This is a genomic window from Paralteromonas sediminis, from assembly GCF_003820355.1.
GTDB lineage: Bacteria > Pseudomonadota > Gammaproteobacteria > Enterobacterales > Alteromonadaceae > Alteromonas_F > Alteromonas_F sediminis.
This window is the reverse complement of record NZ_RPOK01000003.1, coordinates 572,576-590,230: the sequence shown is the minus strand read 5'-3', so window position 1 is coordinate 590,230 and position 17,655 is coordinate 572,576. Positions and strand designations below refer to the sequence as shown.

Below are 17,655 nucleotides of genomic sequence, written 5' to 3'. Positions count from 1 at the left end.
TGAAATGGCATATGACACCACTCAAGACTACATTAACCACCATTTAACCAATGCGGCGATGTGCTCGACTGAGAACGGTATAGCGTTCAATAAAGCGTGTGCTGATGCAGGTTTTTGGCAGTGGAATGTTGACACCTTGGCCTGGTCTATAGGTTTAGGTCTTCTCTTTATTTTTATCTTCCGTCGCGTGGCAAAAAAGGCGACAACAGGCGTACCGGGTAAAACCCAGGCCTTTGTTGAAATGGTCTTTGAATTTGTTGACGACAACGTTAAAAGCTCTTTCCACGGTAAAAGCAAACTTATCGCGCCTTTAGCGCTAACCATCTTTGTATGGGTATTGCTGATGAACCTTATGGATTTGGTGCCGGTCGATTTACTTCCCTGGATTGCGGGTTTGATCGGACAACATGCGTTTGGCATGGACCCTGCTGACGTTTACATGAAAGTCGTGCCAACAACGAGCCTTAACGTCACCTTCGCTCTATCAATAGGCGTTTTTGTATTAATTATCTTTTACAGCCTTAAAACAAAAGGCGTAGTTGGTTTTACTAAAGAACTTACGTTACAACCATTACCACACTGGTCAATGATCCCCTTCAACTTTGTCATTGAATTGGTCACGCTATTGGCGCGTCCATTGTCATTGTCATTGCGTTTGTTTGGTAACTTGTACGCGAGTGAGTTGATATTCATACTTATCGCAACAATTGGCTTTTTCCAGTTGCCAGTACATTTTGTATGGGCAGCATTCCACTTACTGATTCTTCCGTTGCAGGCATTCATATTCATGATGTTGACCATCGTGTATTTGAGTATGGCTACAGAAGAACACTAATTTATAACTTTACTTTTTAACTTAACTTACTTCATTCGGAGAACATTATGTTATACATCGCTGTTGCAATCATCTTGGGATTGGGCGCACTAGGTACGGCTATTGGTTTTGGTCTACTTGGTGGTAAATTCCTTGAGTCTTCGGCTCGTCAACCTGAACTTGCACCACAACTACAGGTTAAAATGTTTATCGTTGCTGGTCTTATCGATGCGATCGCTATGATTGGTGTTGGTATCGCTTTGTATATGCTTTTCGCTGTTGGCGCATAACACATACATTTGAAGCGAACTATCAATAGGAGGAGCGGACGTGAACTTTAACGCCACTCTAATTGGACAATTAATTGCTTTCGTTTTTTTCGTGTGGTTCTGCATGAATTACGTATGGCCGCAATTAATGTCTGCAATCGAAGAGCGTCAGAAAAAAATTGCTGATGGGCTTGCTGCGTCAGATCGTGCTGAGAAAGACTTAGAACTTGCTCAGCAAAAAGCGACTGACCAGTTGAAAGAAGCGAAAGCACAGGCAGCAGAAATTATTGAGCAGGCCAAAAAGCGCGCCAACAAACTTGTTGACGAAGAAACGCAACGTGGTCAATCCGAACGTGAAAAAATTATCGCGCAAGGTCATGCTGAAATTGAAGCTGAACGCAATCGTGCCAAAGAGGAATTGCGCAAGCAGGTTGCTGCACTTGCAGTAACAGGCGCTGAGCAAATCCTCAAACGTGAAATCGATGCTAACGCGCAAAGTGACATTGTTGAAAAACTTGTCGCTGAGCTTTAATGAGGAGATGAGCCATGTCTGAATTGACAACGGTTGCTCGCCCCTACGCTAAAGCGGCGTTCGATTTTGCTGTCGAGAAGAACACGGTTGAGCAGTGGCAGGCCATGTTGTTTTTTGCAGGAGAAGTATCTGCAAACGAACAAATGCAAAATATCCTCACTAGTGGATTAGCGCCTGAACAGCTCGCACAGGTATTTATTAATATCTGTGGTGAACAACTCGATGAGTATGGCCAAAACCTTATTAAGGTGTTGGCAGAGAACCAACGTTTACAAGCTTTACCAGAAATTTCAGTCTTCTTTAATACGCTCAAAGCGGAATATGAAAAACAGATTGAAGTTGATGTTACCTCTGCTGTCGAGCTGTCCGAAAAGCAGCAAGCAGAATTGAGTGTATCGCTTGAAAAACGATTGGCACGAAAAGTGATTCTTCATTGTAACGTTGATGCCTCATTGGTTGCCGGTATGGTGATCAAAGCAGGTGACACTGTTATCGATGGTTCAATTAAATCTAAGCTGAGCCGTCTATCAGACGCGTTGCAAGCATAACGGGGATAAAGAGCATGCAACTTAATTCCACAGAAATTGCTGAACTGATCAAAAAACGAATTGAACAGTTCGACGTCACAAGCGAGGCCCGAAACGAAGGGACCATCGTTGGTGTGACTGACGGTATTATCCGTATCCATGGCCTTGCAGATGTGATGCAAGGTGAAATGATTGAACTACCTGGCAGCCGCTATGCGATTGCGCTTAACCTAGAGCGTAACTCAGTGGGTGCGGTTGTTATGGGGCCCTATGCTGACCTTCAGGAAGGCACAAAAGTAACCTCTACTGGTCGTATCCTTGAAGTTCCTGTAGGCCGTGGCCTATTGGGTCGTGTTGTAAACACACTAGGTGCGCCAATCGACGGCAAAGGCGCGATTGAAGCTGATGGTTTCGAACCAGTAGAAAAAATCGCACCAGGTGTTATCGAGCGTCAATCGGTAGACCAACCAGTTCAAACTGGTTATAAGTCTGTTGACTCTATGATCCCAATCGGTCGTGGTCAGCGTGAGTTGGTTATCGGTGACCGTCAAACAGGTAAAACTGCCCTAGCGGTAGATGCAATCATCAACCAGAAAGGCACAGGTGTTAAATGTGTTTATGTAGCGGTTGGCCAAAAAGCGTCTACAATCGCTAACGTAGTGCGCAAGCTAGAAGAGCATGGTGCTTTGGCCCACACTATCGTGGTAGCAGCATCTGCTTCTGAATCAGCAGCACTTCAGTACCTCGCACCTTACTCAGGATGTACTATGGGTGAGTACTTCCGTGACCGCGGTGAAGATGCACTAATCGTATATGATGATTTGTCTAAGCAAGCGGTTGCTTATCGTCAAATTTCATTGCTACTTAAGCGCCCACCTGGTCGTGAAGCTTATCCTGGTGACGTTTTCTATCTTCACTCACGTCTACTAGAACGTGCTGCTCGCGTAAACGAAATGTATGTTGAGCGTTACACCAAAGGTGAAGTGAAGGGACAAACTGGGTCGTTAACTGCTTTGCCTATCATCGAAACGCAAGCGGGTGACGTTTCTGCGTTCGTACCGACTAACGTGATTTCAATTACCGACGGTCAGATCTTCTTGGAAACTGACTTGTTTAACGCGGGTATCCGTCCTGCTGTTAACGCCGGTATCTCCGTATCGCGTGTTGGTGGTGCTGCACAGACTAAGATCATCAAGAAGCTTGGTGGTGGTATTCGTTTGGCCTTGGCTCAGTATCGTGAATTGGCGGCGTTCTCACAGTTTGCCTCTGACCTTGACGATGCAACGCGTGAACAGCTTGAGCACGGTGAGCGTGTTACAGAGCTAATGAAACAGAATCAGTATGCACCACTGAGTGTTGCAGACATGGCTGTATCATTGTTCGCAGTTGAGAAAGGCTTCTTGAAAGATGTAGAGCTAAACAAGATCCTTGATTTTGAAGCAGCACTTCACTCTTACATGAACGATGAGCACGCTGCTTTGATGAACTCTATCAACGAAACGGGTAACTACGACAAAGACATTGAAACTCAGTTAAGCGATGCGCTTAATACATTCAAGTCTACGCAAACGTGGTAATAACCGTTTAGTAACTGGAGAGTAAATCATGGCCAGCGGCAAAGAGATAAAAGGTAAAATTGGGAGTATCAAGAATACTCAAAAGATTACCAGTGCGATGGAAATGGTTGCTGCGTCTAAAATGAAAAAGGCGCAGGAACGCATGGCCTCAGGCCGTCCATACGCAGAAAGTATGCTTAAAGTGATTGGTCACATTGCTAACGCTAACCTTGAATATCGCCATTCTTATTTAGAAGAGCGCGAGGTTAAGCGTGTTGGTTATATTGTGATTTCCACTGACCGTGGTCTTTGTGGTGGCCTCAATACCAATGAATTCAAGCTGGTAGCCCAGCAAATTCAGGAATGGAAAGAAAAAGGTGTTGGGGTAGATTTTGCTGCATTGGGTTCAAAAGCGGTAACGTTTTTCAACCGCTTTGGTGGTTCTGTTATGGCTGCTGAATCTGGTTTGGGCGATTCGCCCCATGTCAGTGATGTAGTCGGTGTTGTTCGCGTGATGTTAGACGCGTTCGACAAAGGTGAACTTGACCGTATATATTTGGTTTATAACAAGTTTGTCAACACCATGGCGCAAGAGCCAGTGATCAATCAATTACTTCCTCTGCCTAAGTCAGAAGAGCTAGATCGTAAACACAGTTGGGACTATTTATACGAACCCGATCCGCAGCCAATTTTGGAAGCGTTGATGGTGCGTTATATCGAGTCTCAAGTTTATCAGGGTGTGGTTGAAAACGCTGCGTCTGAACAAGCGGCGCGTATGGTTGCAATGAAAGCAGCAACCGATAATGCGGGCAACCTGATAGATGATCTGCAACTGGTATACAACAAAGCGCGACAGGCAGCGATTACGCAAGAAATCAGCGAAATCGTTGGTGGCGCGGCAGCGGTATAGGCATAGGTTTAGAGAGTTAACGAGGACTAATTATGAGTCAAGGTAAGGTCGTCCAAATCATTGGTGCCGTTGTGGACATCGAGTTCCCACAAAACGAAGTACCAAGAGTATATGACGCACTAAGAGTCACGGAAGGTGACCTAGAGGGCCTGACCCTCGAAGTGCAACAACAATTAGGCGGCGGCGTAGTACGTGGTATCGCACTCGGTACTACTGACGGTCTACGTCGTGGTTTGAAAGTTGAAAATACAGGTGCACCTATTAATGTTCCTGTAGGTAAAGCGACCCTTGGTCGCATTATGGATGTTTTAGGTAACCCAATCGATGAAGCGGGCCCTATCGGTGAAGAAGAGCGTATGGCTATTCACCGCGAGGCGCCAAGCTACGAAGAGCAATCAAGCTCTGTTGAGTTGCTAGAGACAGGCATAAAAGTAATCGACTTGGTCTGCCCGTTTGCTAAGGGTGGTAAAGTTGGTTTGTTCGGTGGAGCCGGTGTTGGTAAAACCGTAAACATGATGGAGCTTATCCGTAACATCGCAATCGAACACAGCGGTTACTCAGTTTTCGCTGGTGTTGGTGAGCGTACTCGTGAGGGTAACGACTTCTATCATGAAATGAACGAATCTAACGTACTCGATAAAGTATCACTGGTTTACGGTCAGATGAACGAGCCACCAGGAAACCGCCTACGCGTAGCGTTGACAGGTTTGACTATGGCTGAAAAATTCCGTGACGAAGGTCGTGACGTTCTTTTCTTCGTAGATAACATCTACCGTTACACGCTTGCCGGTACAGAGGTATCTGCACTTCTAGGTCGTATGCCTTCAGCGGTAGGTTATCAGCCTACTCTTGCAGAAGAGATGGGTGTACTACAGGAGCGTATTACGTCAACGAAGACAGGTTCAATCACATCTATCCAAGCGGTATACGTACCTGCGGATGACTTGACTGACCCGTCACCAGCTACTACGTTTGCTCATTTGGATGCAACGGTTGTACTTTCTCGTGACATCGCGTCTTTGGGTATCTACCCTGCGGTTGACCCATTAGATTCAACGTCTCGTCAGCTTGATCCGCTCGTAGTTGGTCAAGAGCACTATGACGTAGCACAAGGTGTTCAAACTACCTTGCAGCGTTACAAAGAGCTTAAAGACATCATTGCTATTTTGGGTATGGATGAGCTTTCTGAAGAAGATAAGCAGACGGTATCGCGCGCACGTAAAATTCAGCGTTTCTTATCGCAGCCATTCTTCGTAGCGGAAGTCTTTACTGGAGCACCTGGTAAGTACGTATCTTTGAAAGATACTATAAGTGGCTTTAAAGGTATCTTGGCTGGCGACTACGACAGTTTGCCAGAGCAAGCCTTCTACATGGTAGGTTCAATCGACGAAGCGTTAGAAAAAGCGAAGAAGGCTTAATTTAACGGTTCATCAGTTGACTGATGGAGGGTATATGGCAGCTATGACAACACATCTTGATGTAGTGAGTGCAGAGGAAAAGTTATTCTCTGGTCGCGTTGAAACTATTCAGGTGTCAGGCAGCGAAGGTGAACTGGGGATTTATCCAGGTCACGCCCCTCTTCTTACGCCAATCAAGCCCGGTATGGTGCGCTTGGTTAAACAAGGTGGCGAAGAGGAAGTTATTTACGTAGCTGGTGGTGTACTTGAAGTACAGCCCGGCACAGTAACAGTATTGGCAGATACCGCAGTTAGAGCGGCTGACCTTGATGAAAAAGCGGCTGAAGATGCTAAACGTCAAGCAGAAGAACACATTGCCAATGCAGGTGCTGATTTTGATTATGCCGAGGCGGCGCAACAGCTTGCAGAAGCTATTGCACAACTTCGTCTTATTCAAAAGCTACGCAAATAGCAACATGCTAAACGTTTTAAAAAAGCCTCCATTTGGAGGTTTTTTTTTGTCTGTGTGATGGCTGTGATTTATACAAATATAAATTTAATTTTAGTCATTATATAAATGTCATTTAAAGTAAGTAAGTATTTACAAATAGAACTCTGTTCTGCACAAAAAAAGCCCCTTTTAGGGGCTCTTTATTTGAAAACGGCAGTTTACATTATACGTCCAAATACCCGTCGTCTTGTTCCAGATTTACGCTTTTTACGCATACTTGATCTGATTTGATTTCTGGTGCTGGCAAGCCAGCTCTCTCTATCAACATTAGCAGCATCACCACGACGATTTTCTTCGGTCTTACGGAAGCTACAAAACTCTTCGTAAGCATCCAAGTCGAGTGACATATCAACTATAACAAGCTCGATCATAATGGCATCATCAACATATCCAAGTACCGGTATATGGTCTGGCACCAAGTCTTGCGGTTCGCAAAAATACGCCAGAGAAGACAATACTTCTTTTTTCTCATCATCAGGCATTTGCCATTCAACATCCTGAACTGCCGCTATCAGTGCTTCAAGTGAATGCATTCGCTTTGCGACAAAATCCGGTAGATCAGCCTGTTTCATTTCGTTACATGCCGCAATTGCACGTGACAGCACCTCTTGCTCTGAATAGCTGCTCGCATTCTCAACGGCAGTTTTCATCATAGTGCGGAAGTGCTCCAGATCATTGTCTGAAAGCTCAAAACTTACTTGAATAGACATAGTGATATTGTTCCCTTCTTTATTTAATTAGAAACATACGCAGCATAACTAAATCTGTCAATGCGAATGCGGCTTAGCTTCGCGATTACCCTAAGAAAATCTACGACTATACGTGTCGTCTGTGTGAGGTTGGGCCTTGCCAATGGTTTTGGAATTCGTCCAATAATGCTAGCAGCGGATGCTGTGATATATCGAAAAGTTTATCAAGTGCCACCGCAACAGCCTCAAGTGTTGATAGCGCATATTCCTTATTAGTATGCCTTATTGTGTAGCGACTTGATGGTATTGAATTAAAATGGAAAAAATCTAGGCGTTTATCAGTCGGTAACTTTCTGGCTATGCCCCCTGCTTGCTTCCAGCTGCCATCGATAAACACAAGCGCGGCATAAAGGGCTGGCGTAATGTCTTCATGTTTTTCCTCCAGCGTGAAGCTTCTCTCACAAGGGTAAAACACTGCTAACCTGCCTGAGGGCAATGCTTCTATTGCATTCACAATATCTTCGTCATTTTCAATACAATGTACAAACAGATCGGGTATGGCTAGTTGTACCAATCGTACGGTATTTTTGGCATTACTACGCTCTCTTTTGTGCTGAAGAACGTGAATCTGAATAGGCGACGCAATAACGGGCACAAACTGACAAACACAGACACTTTGTGGATACTGGCATTTTTGACAATAAGTTCTCAACGCGGCGATGACCAATACTGACACTTCAATCCAAACCAAAATATACCATACGGTATCCTGTGTACCCAAAGGCACAGTTTCTAGTTACGGTCAGATTGCTGATCTAGCAGGACTTCCAGGCCGTGCAAGAGCTGTCGGATATTGGCTCAAACGTACACCACAGAACCTAGTTCTACCCTGGCACCGTGTGCTGAGAGCTGACGGTAAGATAGCTTTTCCACCAGGTTCTGAAACATTTATTGAACAACGCAACAGGTTAATTGATGAAGGTGTAGCGGTAAAATACAACAGAGTGGAGCTAGATAAGTTTGGTTGGAAGCCCGATCTCAGCGTGCTTTTACACCAGCTATACTATTAATTATTGAACAGAAGTCGTGTTACAAAAGTTAAATTGTGCTTTTTAAACAAATGGGGTAATTTACGTGTCCCCAGCAGTAGTTTTTTCCTATGACAAATAGCCATCTCAAAAAAATTACTATTGATGAATTGGCCGTGGGCATGTTTGTGCATGCCATTGCAGATCAACAAGGGAATTTATCTGTAAAAACGCAAGGAAGGGTGACGAAGCCCTCTGTCATCGATGGTCTCAGACGCAAAGGTGTTAAATCACTTGTTATTGATTTGTCTAAACAAATTGAGGACGAGTCAAAAGCGCCCGCGCCTGAACCTGCACCCGAAGAAGATAAAAAGACGGTTTCCTTCGAACAGGAAATAGGTAAAGCCAATACGTTACATAAACAAGGCAAACATCTTCAAAAAACCTTGTTAAGGGCAGTACAAAAAGGACTGCCGTTTGATGAACAAATACCCCGTGAATTTACGCAAAGCATGGTTGGCTCTATCGATCGCAATCCTGATGCGCTTATGTGCCTGACTAAAATCAGGGAGAAAGATGAGTACCTTTTGGAACACTCATTAAATGTTGCGATTCTCCTAGCTAACTTCGGGAAATCTGTTGGCATGAGCATTCAAGCTGTTGAGGAATTAGCACTTGCGGGTTTTTTGCACGACTTAGGCAAGATTAAAATTCCTGATGACATTCTGCACAAACCAGGGCGACTGACTGATGAAGAGATGGATGTTATGCGTGATCACGTCAAATACGGCGTAGAAACCCTGGAAAAGGAAGGCATTGATAAGTCTCTAATCAGAACGGTTTCTGAGCACCATGAAAGGCTTGATGGTAAAGGATACCCTGCCGGCAAATCGGGCGAAAAAATTAGCCAGGAAGGCAGAATGATTGCTATAGCCGATGTGTATGATGCCCTTACCGCTGATCGCGTGTATAAGGCGGGTATGCCTAGCCAGAAAGCCCTACAAATCCTTCTCAAAGACAGCCCGCATAAATATGACCATGACTTGCTTCAAAAATTTATAAAATGTATGGGCATTTATCCGGTTGGCACGCTGGTTAAGTTAACCAACGAACGGGTTGGTATGGTGATGGAGCAAAACAGCGATGCGCCTTTAAAACCCATAGTGAGAATGTTTTACTCAACACGTGGTAATCATTACTTAGAGCCTAAAGATCTTGATCTCAATTCCAGTACCACAGTGCGAATAGAAAAACCCGTCGTAGCCAGTGAGTATAAGCTTGATACTAAACAGTTTTTTGAACGTTCTGTGCTGAATATTGTATAGCCAGCCTCATTAAGCATTAATTTTGCATTCAGCTAACGGCTAATACAGTAAAGATTGAAAATTATTATTGAGGTAAGCATGAATAAAGCAATCAGTATGACACTTTTGGCAGCATCCCTGACACTTGGCGGGTGCGCTGCTAACTATCAGGCAAACAATACACAAAAAGGTGCAGCAATTGGCGCAGTAGTGGGTGCGATACTGGGTAAAGCCACCGGCGATCACGATAAAAAGCGTTATGCCTGGGGAGCTGTTGTGGGTGCTATTGCTGGTGGAGCCATCGGCAACTACATGGACAAACAAGAAGCTGCACTGCGAGAAGAATTAGCAGACAGTGGTATCGAGGTCGTGAGAACAGGTAACAATATCGACCTCATTATGCCCAGCGACGTGACCTTTGCAACGAATAGTGCAAGCGTCAGTCAATCATTTACCCCTGTGTTGCAGGATGTGGCCAGAGTACTAAACGAATATGAAAAAACTGTCCTCATGATTGAAGGTCACACCGACAGCGATGGTACTGAGCAGTATAATCAGGGACTTTCAGAACGCAGGGCCGAGTCGGTTAAAAATATTTTGCTGGCAAACAGTGTAAATGCAAGGCGAATGACAACCTTAGGTATGGGCGAGTATCAGCCAAAAGCCAGTAATGCTACACCAGAAGGTAAGCAGCAAAATAGGCGTGTTGAGTTGACCATTCAACCTTTAGGTGAGTAGTAGCAACGCATAGTTCGGTTAAGACTGATTGATGTGAAGATTTTATCTTTTGGTGAGGCTAAACCCTATTAACGTATCCTTACGTACAGATATAGTTACACTTACGTTTAAGGATAGATAAATATGGTTACACGCTTTATTGCGTTCGCAATGCTTGTTGCATTCACTGGTTTTGCAAGTGCTCAGCCTTCAGTGTCATTTTCAGCCTCACCAAATGAAAAAGCCTCACACAAGGTGGTCATTTTTCAGGATGATATTGTTCCTGATGAACACAAAGCTTTGTTCACTGCTTTTGAAACTGCGAAGGCACTTAACAATGGCTCAACGTCTCATCATTATGCGACATTTGGTGCAAAGCACATTATCGCTTTACACACTGATACACCATTAGATAACCCCGTTGCGCTGCAGAATTTGGGTGGACAAATCGCTGCGGCTTTACCAACAGATATTACAGAGACCTATTCGGTTGATTTAAGTGGTTTGAAGTCCAACATACAGCATGCCGCTGCTTTTATTGCAGAAGGTGCTATGTTGCGTGGGTATCAATTCCAAACTTACAAAACTACTAAGAAAGCCGACTTTTCAATTGAGTTTACCACGCCTTCTGCTAAGGACGATGCTACTTACTTCGAGTCACAGCGTCTGCCTGTTGTAGAGGGTGTATATATGGCGAGAAATTTTGCCAGCGAGCCTGGTAATACGATTTATCCAGCATCTTTTATCGATCGGGCTAAGGCCGCATTGCGAGGGCTTGATGACGTAAAAATTCGCGTTTTGGATCGCAAAGATTTAGAGAAAAACAACATGGGCGCTTTGCTGGGTGTGGGTAAAGGTTCGATACATGATCCTGCAATGCTAATTGTTGAATACAGTGGCGGTAAGAAAGGCGAGGCGCCTATTGTGCTTGCGGGTAAAGGCATCACTTTTGACACAGGCGGTACCAGCCTAAAACCAAATAACAACATGTGGCAGATGAAATCTGATTTATCAGGTGCTGCCGCGGTCGCAGGTACACTGCATGCCATTGCAAAACAGGGGCTTGCTATTAATGTAGTGGGTGTTATGCCGCTTGCTGAGAATATGCCTGCTGAAGACGCTATTCGTCCGGGTGATGTGTTAACCACAATGCAAGGTACAACCATTGAAATCATTTCAACTGATGCCGAAGGCCGCCTCATTTTGGCCGATGCAGTGCGCTATGCGCAGGATAAATATAAACCCTCTATGCTGCTCAATATTGCAACCTTAACAGGATCTGCTGCCCGAGCGCTGAGTGACGAATATGCCGCGTTGATAACGCGTGACTGGGACTTATCTGTTGCCATGAAAGCAGTGGGTGAGCAAAGTGGTGAGCATGTGTGGCCGCTTCCTTTGCACCCAAATCATTTCAAGCAATTGAAATCTGATATCGCTGATATTAAGAATTCAGGCGTTGGTAACCCAGGCGCCAGCATTGGTGCTGCGGTTATTGGTACCTTTATTGATGAAGACTTGCCATGGGTGCATTTAGATATAGCCGGAGTTGATTACTTAACTGAAGCAACCGATGTTGCACCAAAAGGTTTTCACGGTTGGGGTGTTCGCTTTATGACTCAACTTATTGCGAATGAAGCAAAAAAAGGAAACTGAACATGCAATCCATGTCACATCTGGCACAGCTAGAAGCTGAAAGTATTCACATAATGCGAGAAGTGGCGGCTGCATTCGACAATCCCTGTATGTTTTATTCCATTGGAAAGGATTCAACAGTCATGTTGCATCTGGCGCGAAAAGCTTTCGCGCCAGGTAAGATCCCCTTCCCTTTGCTGCATATAGACACCACATGGGAATTTGGCGAAATGGGCCGATTTCGTGACTACTTACGTGACAAGCACGAACTAGATATTCGCGTGCACATTAACCAGAATGCATTGGACAATGGTGTTCATCCAGTTGAATCCGGCTCCGTCATTTACAATGACCAAATGAAGACCGTGGCATTAAAGCAGGCTCTCGATCACTATCAATTTGATGCCGCGCTTGGCGGCGCAAGGCGAGATGAAGAAAAATCGAGGGCTAAAGAGCGCGTGTTCTCTGTGCGCTCTGCAGACCACCGATGGGACCCAAAAAATCAGCGACCTGAACTTTGGCATATATTCAATAATCAAATAAATAAAGGCGAATCAGTGCGGGTATTTCCTCTGTCTAATTGGACTGAGCTGGACATTTGGCTTTATATACTTCGAGAGAATATCGAAATTGTGCCGCTGTATTACGCCAAAGAACGTTTAACCTGGTTAGACAGAGACGGCACCATTTTGGCCATGGATGATGAGCGAATGATGGATTACCTGACTGACGAAGAGCGAGATACGCTAGATCATCGCTGGGTGAGATTCAGAACCCTAGGCTGTTATCCGCAATCAGGAGCGGTGCTAAGTAAAGCAACACAAGTTCAGGATATTATTGCTGAAATGTTGCTTACGACCACCAGTGAACGAGCAGGCCGGCTATTGGACAAAGACCAGGTTGGGTCTATGGAGAAGAAGAAACAAGAAGGTTACTTCTAATCTATGCCTTCAGCGGTCTTACTCACTCGTCATTGCAAAGCCAAGTGGATAGCGCCCGCTCTACTTCCTGTGGGCTTTCAGGTTGTAGAATATACTGATTTTGACACTGACAAACTGGGCACATTCAGTGGTGAAGTAGTACGCGAAAAAGATGCGAGAGCGACCGCTGCATACAAAGCCAAGCTGGCTTGTGAACTTAGTAAGTCGCGTTACGGTTTAGGCAGCGAAGGCAGTTTTTTTCCACATCCCCTAGCGCAAATCACTTGGGAACAAGAAATAATTTGTTTGTTTGATGCGCAAAAGGGAGCGCTTTTTTATGGAATGAGCGAAGGGCCCGCAGAGGTAACAACACAAACAATAGAAACCGCGCAGGCACTGGATGACCTAGATGCGTTTTTAGGTGCTGAGCAGCGGTGGATGTGGCAAGACGTTTCAGGGAATTGGCATAAAGGTCTAAACATAGAATTGGTAGCTGAGCTATACAAAGAACATAGTGTTTCCTACCCGCAAGCACTTGTCCCTGATTATCGAGCCATGTATTGCCCTAGTCGGCAGAAAATGCTTGAAAAAGCCGCCACTGACTTGGCCAACCGGTTACTATCCACCTGTCCACAGTGTGGTACACCCGAATTTGTTTACGAAAAGCCGCAATCAGGCTTACCTTGCAGTGCTTGTTCTCTTCCCACAACACAGGCCAAGGGCTGGTGGGCACAGTGCAAAGCGTGCGGTTTTAAAGACCTCAAACACCATTCTTCCCAACACACAGACCCAGTTAACTGCGCGTTTTGTAATCCTTAATCTACGTCACGGTTTAATGTGCCTGTTAATAATGTCGATTTAGAACGCAACACGGCGATATTTACAATCCCAAGAAGAATAAAAAATGGCATTAATTGGGTATCAAAAATGAATACAAATTTACCTTCCTGAAAAAAATTCAGTGTATTGGTGTATACAGCGTACAATCCCATGTAGTGAAGAACGTGGCTAACCAGTAGCTTAAACATGAATCCTCCCGACAAAAAAGGCAGATATTTCTATCTGCCTTGTTCTTAAAGTAAAGGGTCACTTTGGTTGCTTAAAAACTCATCTAAGTTTCCAGCTGAGCCTAAATCATGCATATCCTTAGATTGTTTACTATACGCTGATTCGGCCAGCAGACTTCCTATCGCTGAGCCTACGTCATGCCAGAAGTCATCCCAAGCTCCACCACCCGACACTAGCGATATTTCACTACGGTCCATTTCTACCAGTTTACCAACCATTTTTTTCCCTCATTTCGTCTTTTGCATTATTAAAACCTTCTTGAAACCCATTCTTGATATTCAGGGCAGCGTCTGTAGTAGTGAAGGCCGCGGCAGCTGTCTTCCAAGCAACTCCCCACAGTAGGCCTCCTGAAATTGCTTGAAGTTGGTTGGGATCTATTTCTTTCATTATCTCTCCTTGACAATTAATTGAGCATGCAGGAATCGATGATCTATCCTGCTATGCAAATCATGTACTATTCCACAGAAAGATATAACTGTACGAAAGTGGGGGAAATTGACTGGTCTAGCTTTGTTTCAGCGCCACTATCTGCTGCACTTTCAGCGCAAAATCGCCAGGGTTTTTATCAGCCAGCAAAAAGCCCACTTGATAAATATCCTCAAAGCGTAATGCAGGCGCGCCAGAAACTAAGCGCCCGCGCCAGACAGGTGTGAAGTCTGATAATTGAAAAGTATGCGTGGTCCACTCCCCACTGGTAGTTTCAAAGCTGGCAGAATAGGATATACGAGGAGAAGCGAGGGTTCTTAAGCGCAACTGGTAGGGCCTACCATCACCTTTTACGGTAATGCTAATACGCTCGCTGTCGTCACTGAACAAGCCTTTTTCCGGTGTTCGCCACACACTGACAAATCCACCGTTATATTCCAGCCTAAGCTCTCCACTGAAAAGAAGACTCTCACCTTCTGCCGTTACTGTGGAAGATGAAATACCTCCCATTACGGTATCGTTGGAGACTCGCCATTTTTGAATTTCTTGCGGGGAATCAAACATTGTCAAGTTCATAGCATGAGCAGAAAAAACAAAGCAGCATACCACTAAGCAGAGTAATGTAAGCTCAACCTGCAAATTTGCTTGCTTCATCAAGTATTCCCTTTAAAAGACAATACTATCTTTACTGGTTACCGGCCCTAAATGTTCACAAGTGCAGCGTATATCGATTAGGTCATTTACTCAATATTCTGGATCTGCTCACGCATTTGCTCAATCAGCACTTTTAGCTCAACCGCAGACTGGGTAATGTCTGTATTGATAGATTTAGAACCTAAAGTGTTAGATTCACGATTGAACTCCTGCATCATGAAGTCCAGACGCCTGCCAACAGCCCCGCCCTTTTTCAGAATCTTTTGTGTTTCGCTAACATGGGTGTTGAGTCTGTCCAGTTCTTCTGCCACATCAACTTTCTGTGCCAGCATAATCATTTCTTGCTCTAGTCTGCCTGGCTCGAGTTCAATGTTGGCCTCTTCAAAACGTTGCTGAAGTCGCTCCCGTTGCCAAGTCAATACGCTGGGCATGTGCGTTTGCACTTTTGCAACTTCAACGGTAATCGCATCAAGACGTTCTTCAATGAGTCGCTTAAGACTTTCACCTTCAGAGGCTCTGGCCTGAATAAAGTCTGACAATGTGTCGTCGAAGCACTTCATTATGTCTGCCTGAATACTATCCATATCGGCTTCTTCTGCGGCAACCACGCCTGGCCAGCGAAGAATATCCACCGGATTCACACCCGTAGACTGTCCGTGCGACTGCACCCAGTCAGCTGCATGCAAAAGTTGCTTCGCCAAGGATTCATTAAGTTGAATTTGACCAACAGCCGCTTCATTGGCACTAAAGCGCAGTGCACATTCTACTTTGCCCCGTTGTAAGCGCTTCTTAAAGCGTTCCCGAAGTACAGGCTCTAATGACCGAAACTGCTCTGGGAGTCGAAAATAGGTTTCTAGAAAACGCTGGTTGACCGAGCGAATTTCCCACACAGCCGTGCCCCACTCTGCTTTAAGTTCCTTGCGTGCAAATGCAGTCATGCTGTAAATCATAGTGAAGCCCTTGTTAACTGTTGATTTAGCGCGAATTCTACCGCAAATGTATAGTGACTTCTCTAATTGAATTGCAAAATCCCGTGAAAGAGCTTGCAAGATTGCCCAAGAAAACCTGCAATACTTTGCCAATACGCTATAATCGCGCCAGATTATTTATTCGGAGTTAGTTATGCGTCCAAGCGGCAGAACAGCCAGTCAAATCAGACCTGTCACCCTTACCCGCCAGTACACGTGCCATGCAGAAGGCTCAGTGCTGGTTGAATTTGGTAATACTAAAGTGCTTTGCAATGCCACTGTAGAAGAAGGTGTTCCAAGATTTATGAAAGGGCAAGGCAAAGGCTGGGTGACGGCAGAATATAGCATGCTGCCCCGCGCCACTCATACTCGTAGTCAACGTGAAGCAGCACGTGGAAAGCAAGGTGGAAGAACCCTTGAAATTCAACGTTTGATCGCTCGCTCTTTAAGAGCCGCAGTAGACCTAAAGCTACTTGGTGAAAATACGATTACTATCGACTGCGATGTAATTCAAGCTGATGGCGGGACGCGTACAGCCTCTATTACGGGTGCCTGTGTTGCTTTGGTCGATGCGCTCACGTATATGCGTAGCAAAGGGCTCATAAAAGCGAATCCACTAAAACACATGGTTGCAGCGCTATCTGTTGGCATAGTGGCCGGCGAAGCCGTTGCCGACTTGGAATATATAGAAGATTCACAAGCTGAAACCGATATGAATGTTGTTATGACCGAAGCCGGTAGTTTGATTGAAGTTCAGGGAACCGCAGAGGGCGAGCCTTTTACATTCGACGAAATGCAAGAAATGCTTGAGCTGGCAAAGCACGGCTTAAGAGAGTTATTTGATATTCAAAAAACAGCGTTGAACTGAGTTATGAAAGAGTACCAAAAGGCGTTTATTGAGTTTGCCATTGAGCGTGGTGTATTGAAGTTTGGCGAATTTACCTTAAAAAGTGGTCGGGTGAGCCCCTACTTTTTTAATGCTGGGTTGTTTAATACCGGTGGCGACCTAGCGCAATTGGGCCGCTTTTATGCCAATGCTATCGTCGATGCAGGCTTAACGTTTGACGTGCTGTTTGGACCGGCCTACAAAGGTATTCCCATTGCCACCACAACAGCGGTAGCACTGGCTGATCATCATAATCGTGACGTGCCTTACTGTTTCAACCGCAAAGAGGCGAAAACCCATGGTGAGGGCGGCAGCTTGGTTGGTAGCCCATTACAAGGCAACGTGTTGTTGGTTGACGATGTGATTACCGCCGGGACAGCGATACGTGAATCAATGCAAATTATTCAGCAACAAGGCGCGTCTTTAACCGGCGTGCTCATTGCGCTTGATCGCCAAGAGCGTGGGCAGAGTGAATTATCTGCTATACAGGAAGTCGAGCGTGACTTTGGCACACAGGTGGTTTCTATTGTCAGTTTACACGATGTAATGCAATACATAGAAGGCCATGCTGCTTTATCTCAGTATGCCGACGCGGTTAAGGCTTATCGCGCACAGTATGGCATCTGATCATCAATTAGATACATTGGGCTTGCGCTGTCCCGAACCTGTTATGATGGTTCGGTTGAAGTTGCGTAAAATGGAAGTGGGAGAAACGGTTGAAATTACGGCTGATGATCCCGCTACCACCCGCGATATTCCCAATTTTTGTCATTTCATGAATCACACATTAGTGGAAAAGCAGGATCAAGACATCCCTTATCGCTATGTGATTAAAAAAGACCATTAG

24 protein-coding genes are annotated in these 17,655 nt (G+C 45.1%); 17 read left to right on the top strand and 7 right to left on the bottom strand.

All coding sequences use genetic code 11. From position 1 onward, the window contains the following. Nucleotides 1-4 precede the first annotated feature (4 nt). The 8 genes from atpB to DRW07_RS11785 are packed head-to-tail and all read left to right on the top strand — an operon-like array spanning nt 5 to nt 6,477. Nucleotides 5-835, top strand: coding sequence for a F0F1 ATP synthase subunit A (gene atpB, locus DRW07_RS11820; protein ID WP_124028116.1), 831 nt, complete (start codon nt 5-7; stop codon nt 833-835). 47 nt (nt 836-882) lie between these two features. Continuing rightward, nucleotides 883-1,104 carry a F0F1 ATP synthase subunit C gene (atpE, locus tag DRW07_RS11815; RefSeq protein ID WP_124028115.1) on the top strand — a complete coding sequence of 74 codons (222 nt, stop codon included), beginning with the start codon at nt 883-885 and terminating at the stop codon, nt 1,102-1,104. A 40-nt stretch (nt 1,105-1,144) separates the two neighbouring features. Next, nucleotides 1,145-1,615 carry a F0F1 ATP synthase subunit B gene (atpF, locus tag DRW07_RS11810; protein WP_124028114.1) on the top strand — a complete coding sequence of 157 codons (471 nt, stop codon included), beginning with the start codon at nt 1,145-1,147 and terminating at the stop codon, nt 1,613-1,615. Between the two features lie 14 nt (nt 1,616-1,629). After that, nucleotides 1,630-2,163, top strand: a complete 534-nt coding sequence (gene atpH / locus DRW07_RS11805; protein ID WP_124028113.1) for a F0F1 ATP synthase subunit delta — start codon at nt 1,630-1,632, stop codon at nt 2,161-2,163. Nucleotides 2,164-2,177: 14 nt separating this feature from the next. Then, complete coding sequence (gene atpA / locus DRW07_RS11800; protein WP_124028112.1) at nt 2,178-3,719, top strand: F0F1 ATP synthase subunit alpha; 1,542 nt, start codon at nt 2,178-2,180, stop codon at nt 3,717-3,719. Between the two features lie 28 nt (nt 3,720-3,747). Further along, on the top strand, nt 3,748-4,608 hold the full coding sequence (atpG, locus tag DRW07_RS11795) for a F0F1 ATP synthase subunit gamma (RefSeq protein WP_124028111.1): 861 nt from the start codon (nt 3,748-3,750) through the stop codon (nt 4,606-4,608). 32 nt (nt 4,609-4,640) lie between these two features. After that, nucleotides 4,641-6,026, top strand: coding sequence for a F0F1 ATP synthase subunit beta (gene atpD / locus DRW07_RS11790; protein ID WP_124028110.1), 1,386 nt, complete (start codon nt 4,641-4,643; stop codon nt 6,024-6,026). Between the two features lie 34 nt (nt 6,027-6,060). Continuing rightward, a complete protein-coding gene (locus DRW07_RS11785; RefSeq protein ID WP_124028109.1) occupies nt 6,061-6,477 on the top strand; it encodes a F0F1 ATP synthase subunit epsilon in 417 nt (138 codons plus the stop codon). A 197-nt stretch (nt 6,478-6,674) separates the two neighbouring features. Here DRW07_RS11785 and DRW07_RS11780 read toward each other — a convergent pair whose 3' ends face one another. After that, nucleotides 6,675-7,226, bottom strand: a complete 552-nt coding sequence (locus DRW07_RS11780; protein ID WP_124028108.1) for a YkvA family protein — start codon at nt 7,224-7,226, stop codon at nt 6,675-6,677. A gap of 106 nt (nt 7,227-7,332) precedes the next feature. Then, the gene (locus DRW07_RS11775; RefSeq protein ID WP_165870483.1) at nt 7,333-7,941 is read right to left on the bottom strand and encodes a tRNA-uridine aminocarboxypropyltransferase; all 609 of its coding nucleotides are present in this window, start codon (nt 7,939-7,941) and stop codon (nt 7,333-7,335) included. Here DRW07_RS11775 and DRW07_RS11770 point away from each other — a divergent pair. From DRW07_RS11770 to DRW07_RS11745, 6 genes are all read left to right on the top strand, one after another. Then, complete coding sequence (locus DRW07_RS11770) at nt 7,925-8,275, top strand: MGMT family protein (RefSeq protein WP_124028106.1); 351 nt, start codon at nt 7,925-7,927, stop codon at nt 8,273-8,275. The genes DRW07_RS11775 and DRW07_RS11770 overlap by 17 nt on opposite strands. An 89-nt stretch (nt 8,276-8,364) precedes the next feature. Then, a complete protein-coding gene (locus DRW07_RS11765) occupies nt 8,365-9,558 on the top strand; it encodes a cyclic di-GMP phosphodiesterase (protein WP_124028105.1) in 1,194 nt (397 codons plus the stop codon). 78 nt (nt 9,559-9,636) lie between these two features. Continuing rightward, nucleotides 9,637-10,275, top strand: a complete 639-nt coding sequence (locus DRW07_RS11760) for a YiaD family glycine zipper/OmpA-like lipoprotein (RefSeq protein ID WP_124028104.1) — start codon at nt 9,637-9,639, stop codon at nt 10,273-10,275. 123 nt (nt 10,276-10,398) lie between these two features. Beyond that, entirely contained in the window at nt 10,399-11,907 is a 1,509-nt protein-coding gene (locus DRW07_RS11755; protein ID WP_124028103.1) for a leucyl aminopeptidase family protein, read from the top strand. Nucleotides 11,908-11,909: 2 nt separating this feature from the next. After that, nucleotides 11,910-12,827 (top strand): sulfate adenylyltransferase subunit CysD, encoded by a 918-nt coding sequence (gene cysD, locus DRW07_RS11750; RefSeq protein WP_240630592.1) that lies wholly within the window; start codon nt 11,910-11,912, stop codon nt 12,825-12,827. Between the two features lie 3 nt (nt 12,828-12,830). Next, nucleotides 12,831-13,625, top strand: coding sequence for a DUF6671 family protein (locus tag DRW07_RS11745; protein WP_124028102.1), 795 nt, complete (start codon nt 12,831-12,833; stop codon nt 13,623-13,625). On the opposite strand, the gene DRW07_RS11740 is transcribed toward DRW07_RS11745, so the two are convergent. The 5 genes from DRW07_RS11740 to DRW07_RS11720 all read right to left on the bottom strand — a co-directional run bounded on the left by DRW07_RS11740 (nt 13,622) and on the right by DRW07_RS11720 (nt 15,904). Continuing rightward, entirely contained in the window at nt 13,622-13,834 is a 213-nt protein-coding gene (locus tag DRW07_RS11740; RefSeq protein WP_124028101.1) for a hypothetical protein, read from the bottom strand. The two genes, DRW07_RS11745 and DRW07_RS11740, sit on opposite strands and share 4 nt — an antisense overlap. 45 nt (nt 13,835-13,879) lie before the next feature. Then, the gene (locus DRW07_RS11735; protein WP_124028100.1) at nt 13,880-14,092 is read right to left on the bottom strand and encodes a hypothetical protein; all 213 of its coding nucleotides are present in this window, start codon (nt 14,090-14,092) and stop codon (nt 13,880-13,882) included. Then, the gene (locus DRW07_RS11730; RefSeq protein ID WP_124028099.1) at nt 14,082-14,261 is read right to left on the bottom strand and encodes a hypothetical protein; all 180 of its coding nucleotides are present in this window, start codon (nt 14,259-14,261) and stop codon (nt 14,082-14,084) included. Before DRW07_RS11730 ends, DRW07_RS11735 begins: the two co-directional genes overlap by 11 nt. Nucleotides 14,262-14,378: 117 nt before the next feature. Beyond that, complete coding sequence (locus DRW07_RS11725) at nt 14,379-14,954, bottom strand: CIA30 family protein (protein WP_124028098.1); 576 nt, start codon at nt 14,952-14,954, stop codon at nt 14,379-14,381. 86 nt (nt 14,955-15,040) lie between these two features. Next, nucleotides 15,041-15,904 carry a YicC/YloC family endoribonuclease gene (locus tag DRW07_RS11720; protein WP_124028097.1) on the bottom strand — a complete coding sequence of 288 codons (864 nt, stop codon included), beginning with the start codon at nt 15,902-15,904 and terminating at the stop codon, nt 15,041-15,043. A 172-nt stretch (nt 15,905-16,076) separates the two neighbouring features. Here DRW07_RS11720 and rph point away from each other — a divergent pair, with 172 nt between their 5' ends. Genes rph through tusA form a run of 3 tightly spaced genes read left to right on the top strand, consistent with a single transcriptional unit; the run spans nt 16,077 to nt 17,655 of the window. After that, nucleotides 16,077-16,790: a ribonuclease PH gene (gene rph, locus DRW07_RS11715; protein ID WP_124028096.1), complete on the top strand. Its 714-nt coding sequence runs from the start codon at nt 16,077-16,079 to the stop codon at nt 16,788-16,790. Between the two features lie 3 nt (nt 16,791-16,793). Continuing rightward, nucleotides 16,794-17,435 carry an orotate phosphoribosyltransferase gene (pyrE, locus tag DRW07_RS11710; protein WP_124028095.1) on the top strand — a complete coding sequence of 214 codons (642 nt, stop codon included), beginning with the start codon at nt 16,794-16,796 and terminating at the stop codon, nt 17,433-17,435. Next, nucleotides 17,425-17,655: a sulfurtransferase TusA gene (tusA, locus tag DRW07_RS11705; RefSeq protein WP_124028094.1), complete on the top strand. Its 231-nt coding sequence runs from the start codon at nt 17,425-17,427 to the stop codon at nt 17,653-17,655. The genes pyrE and tusA overlap by 11 nt, the downstream gene beginning before the upstream one ends.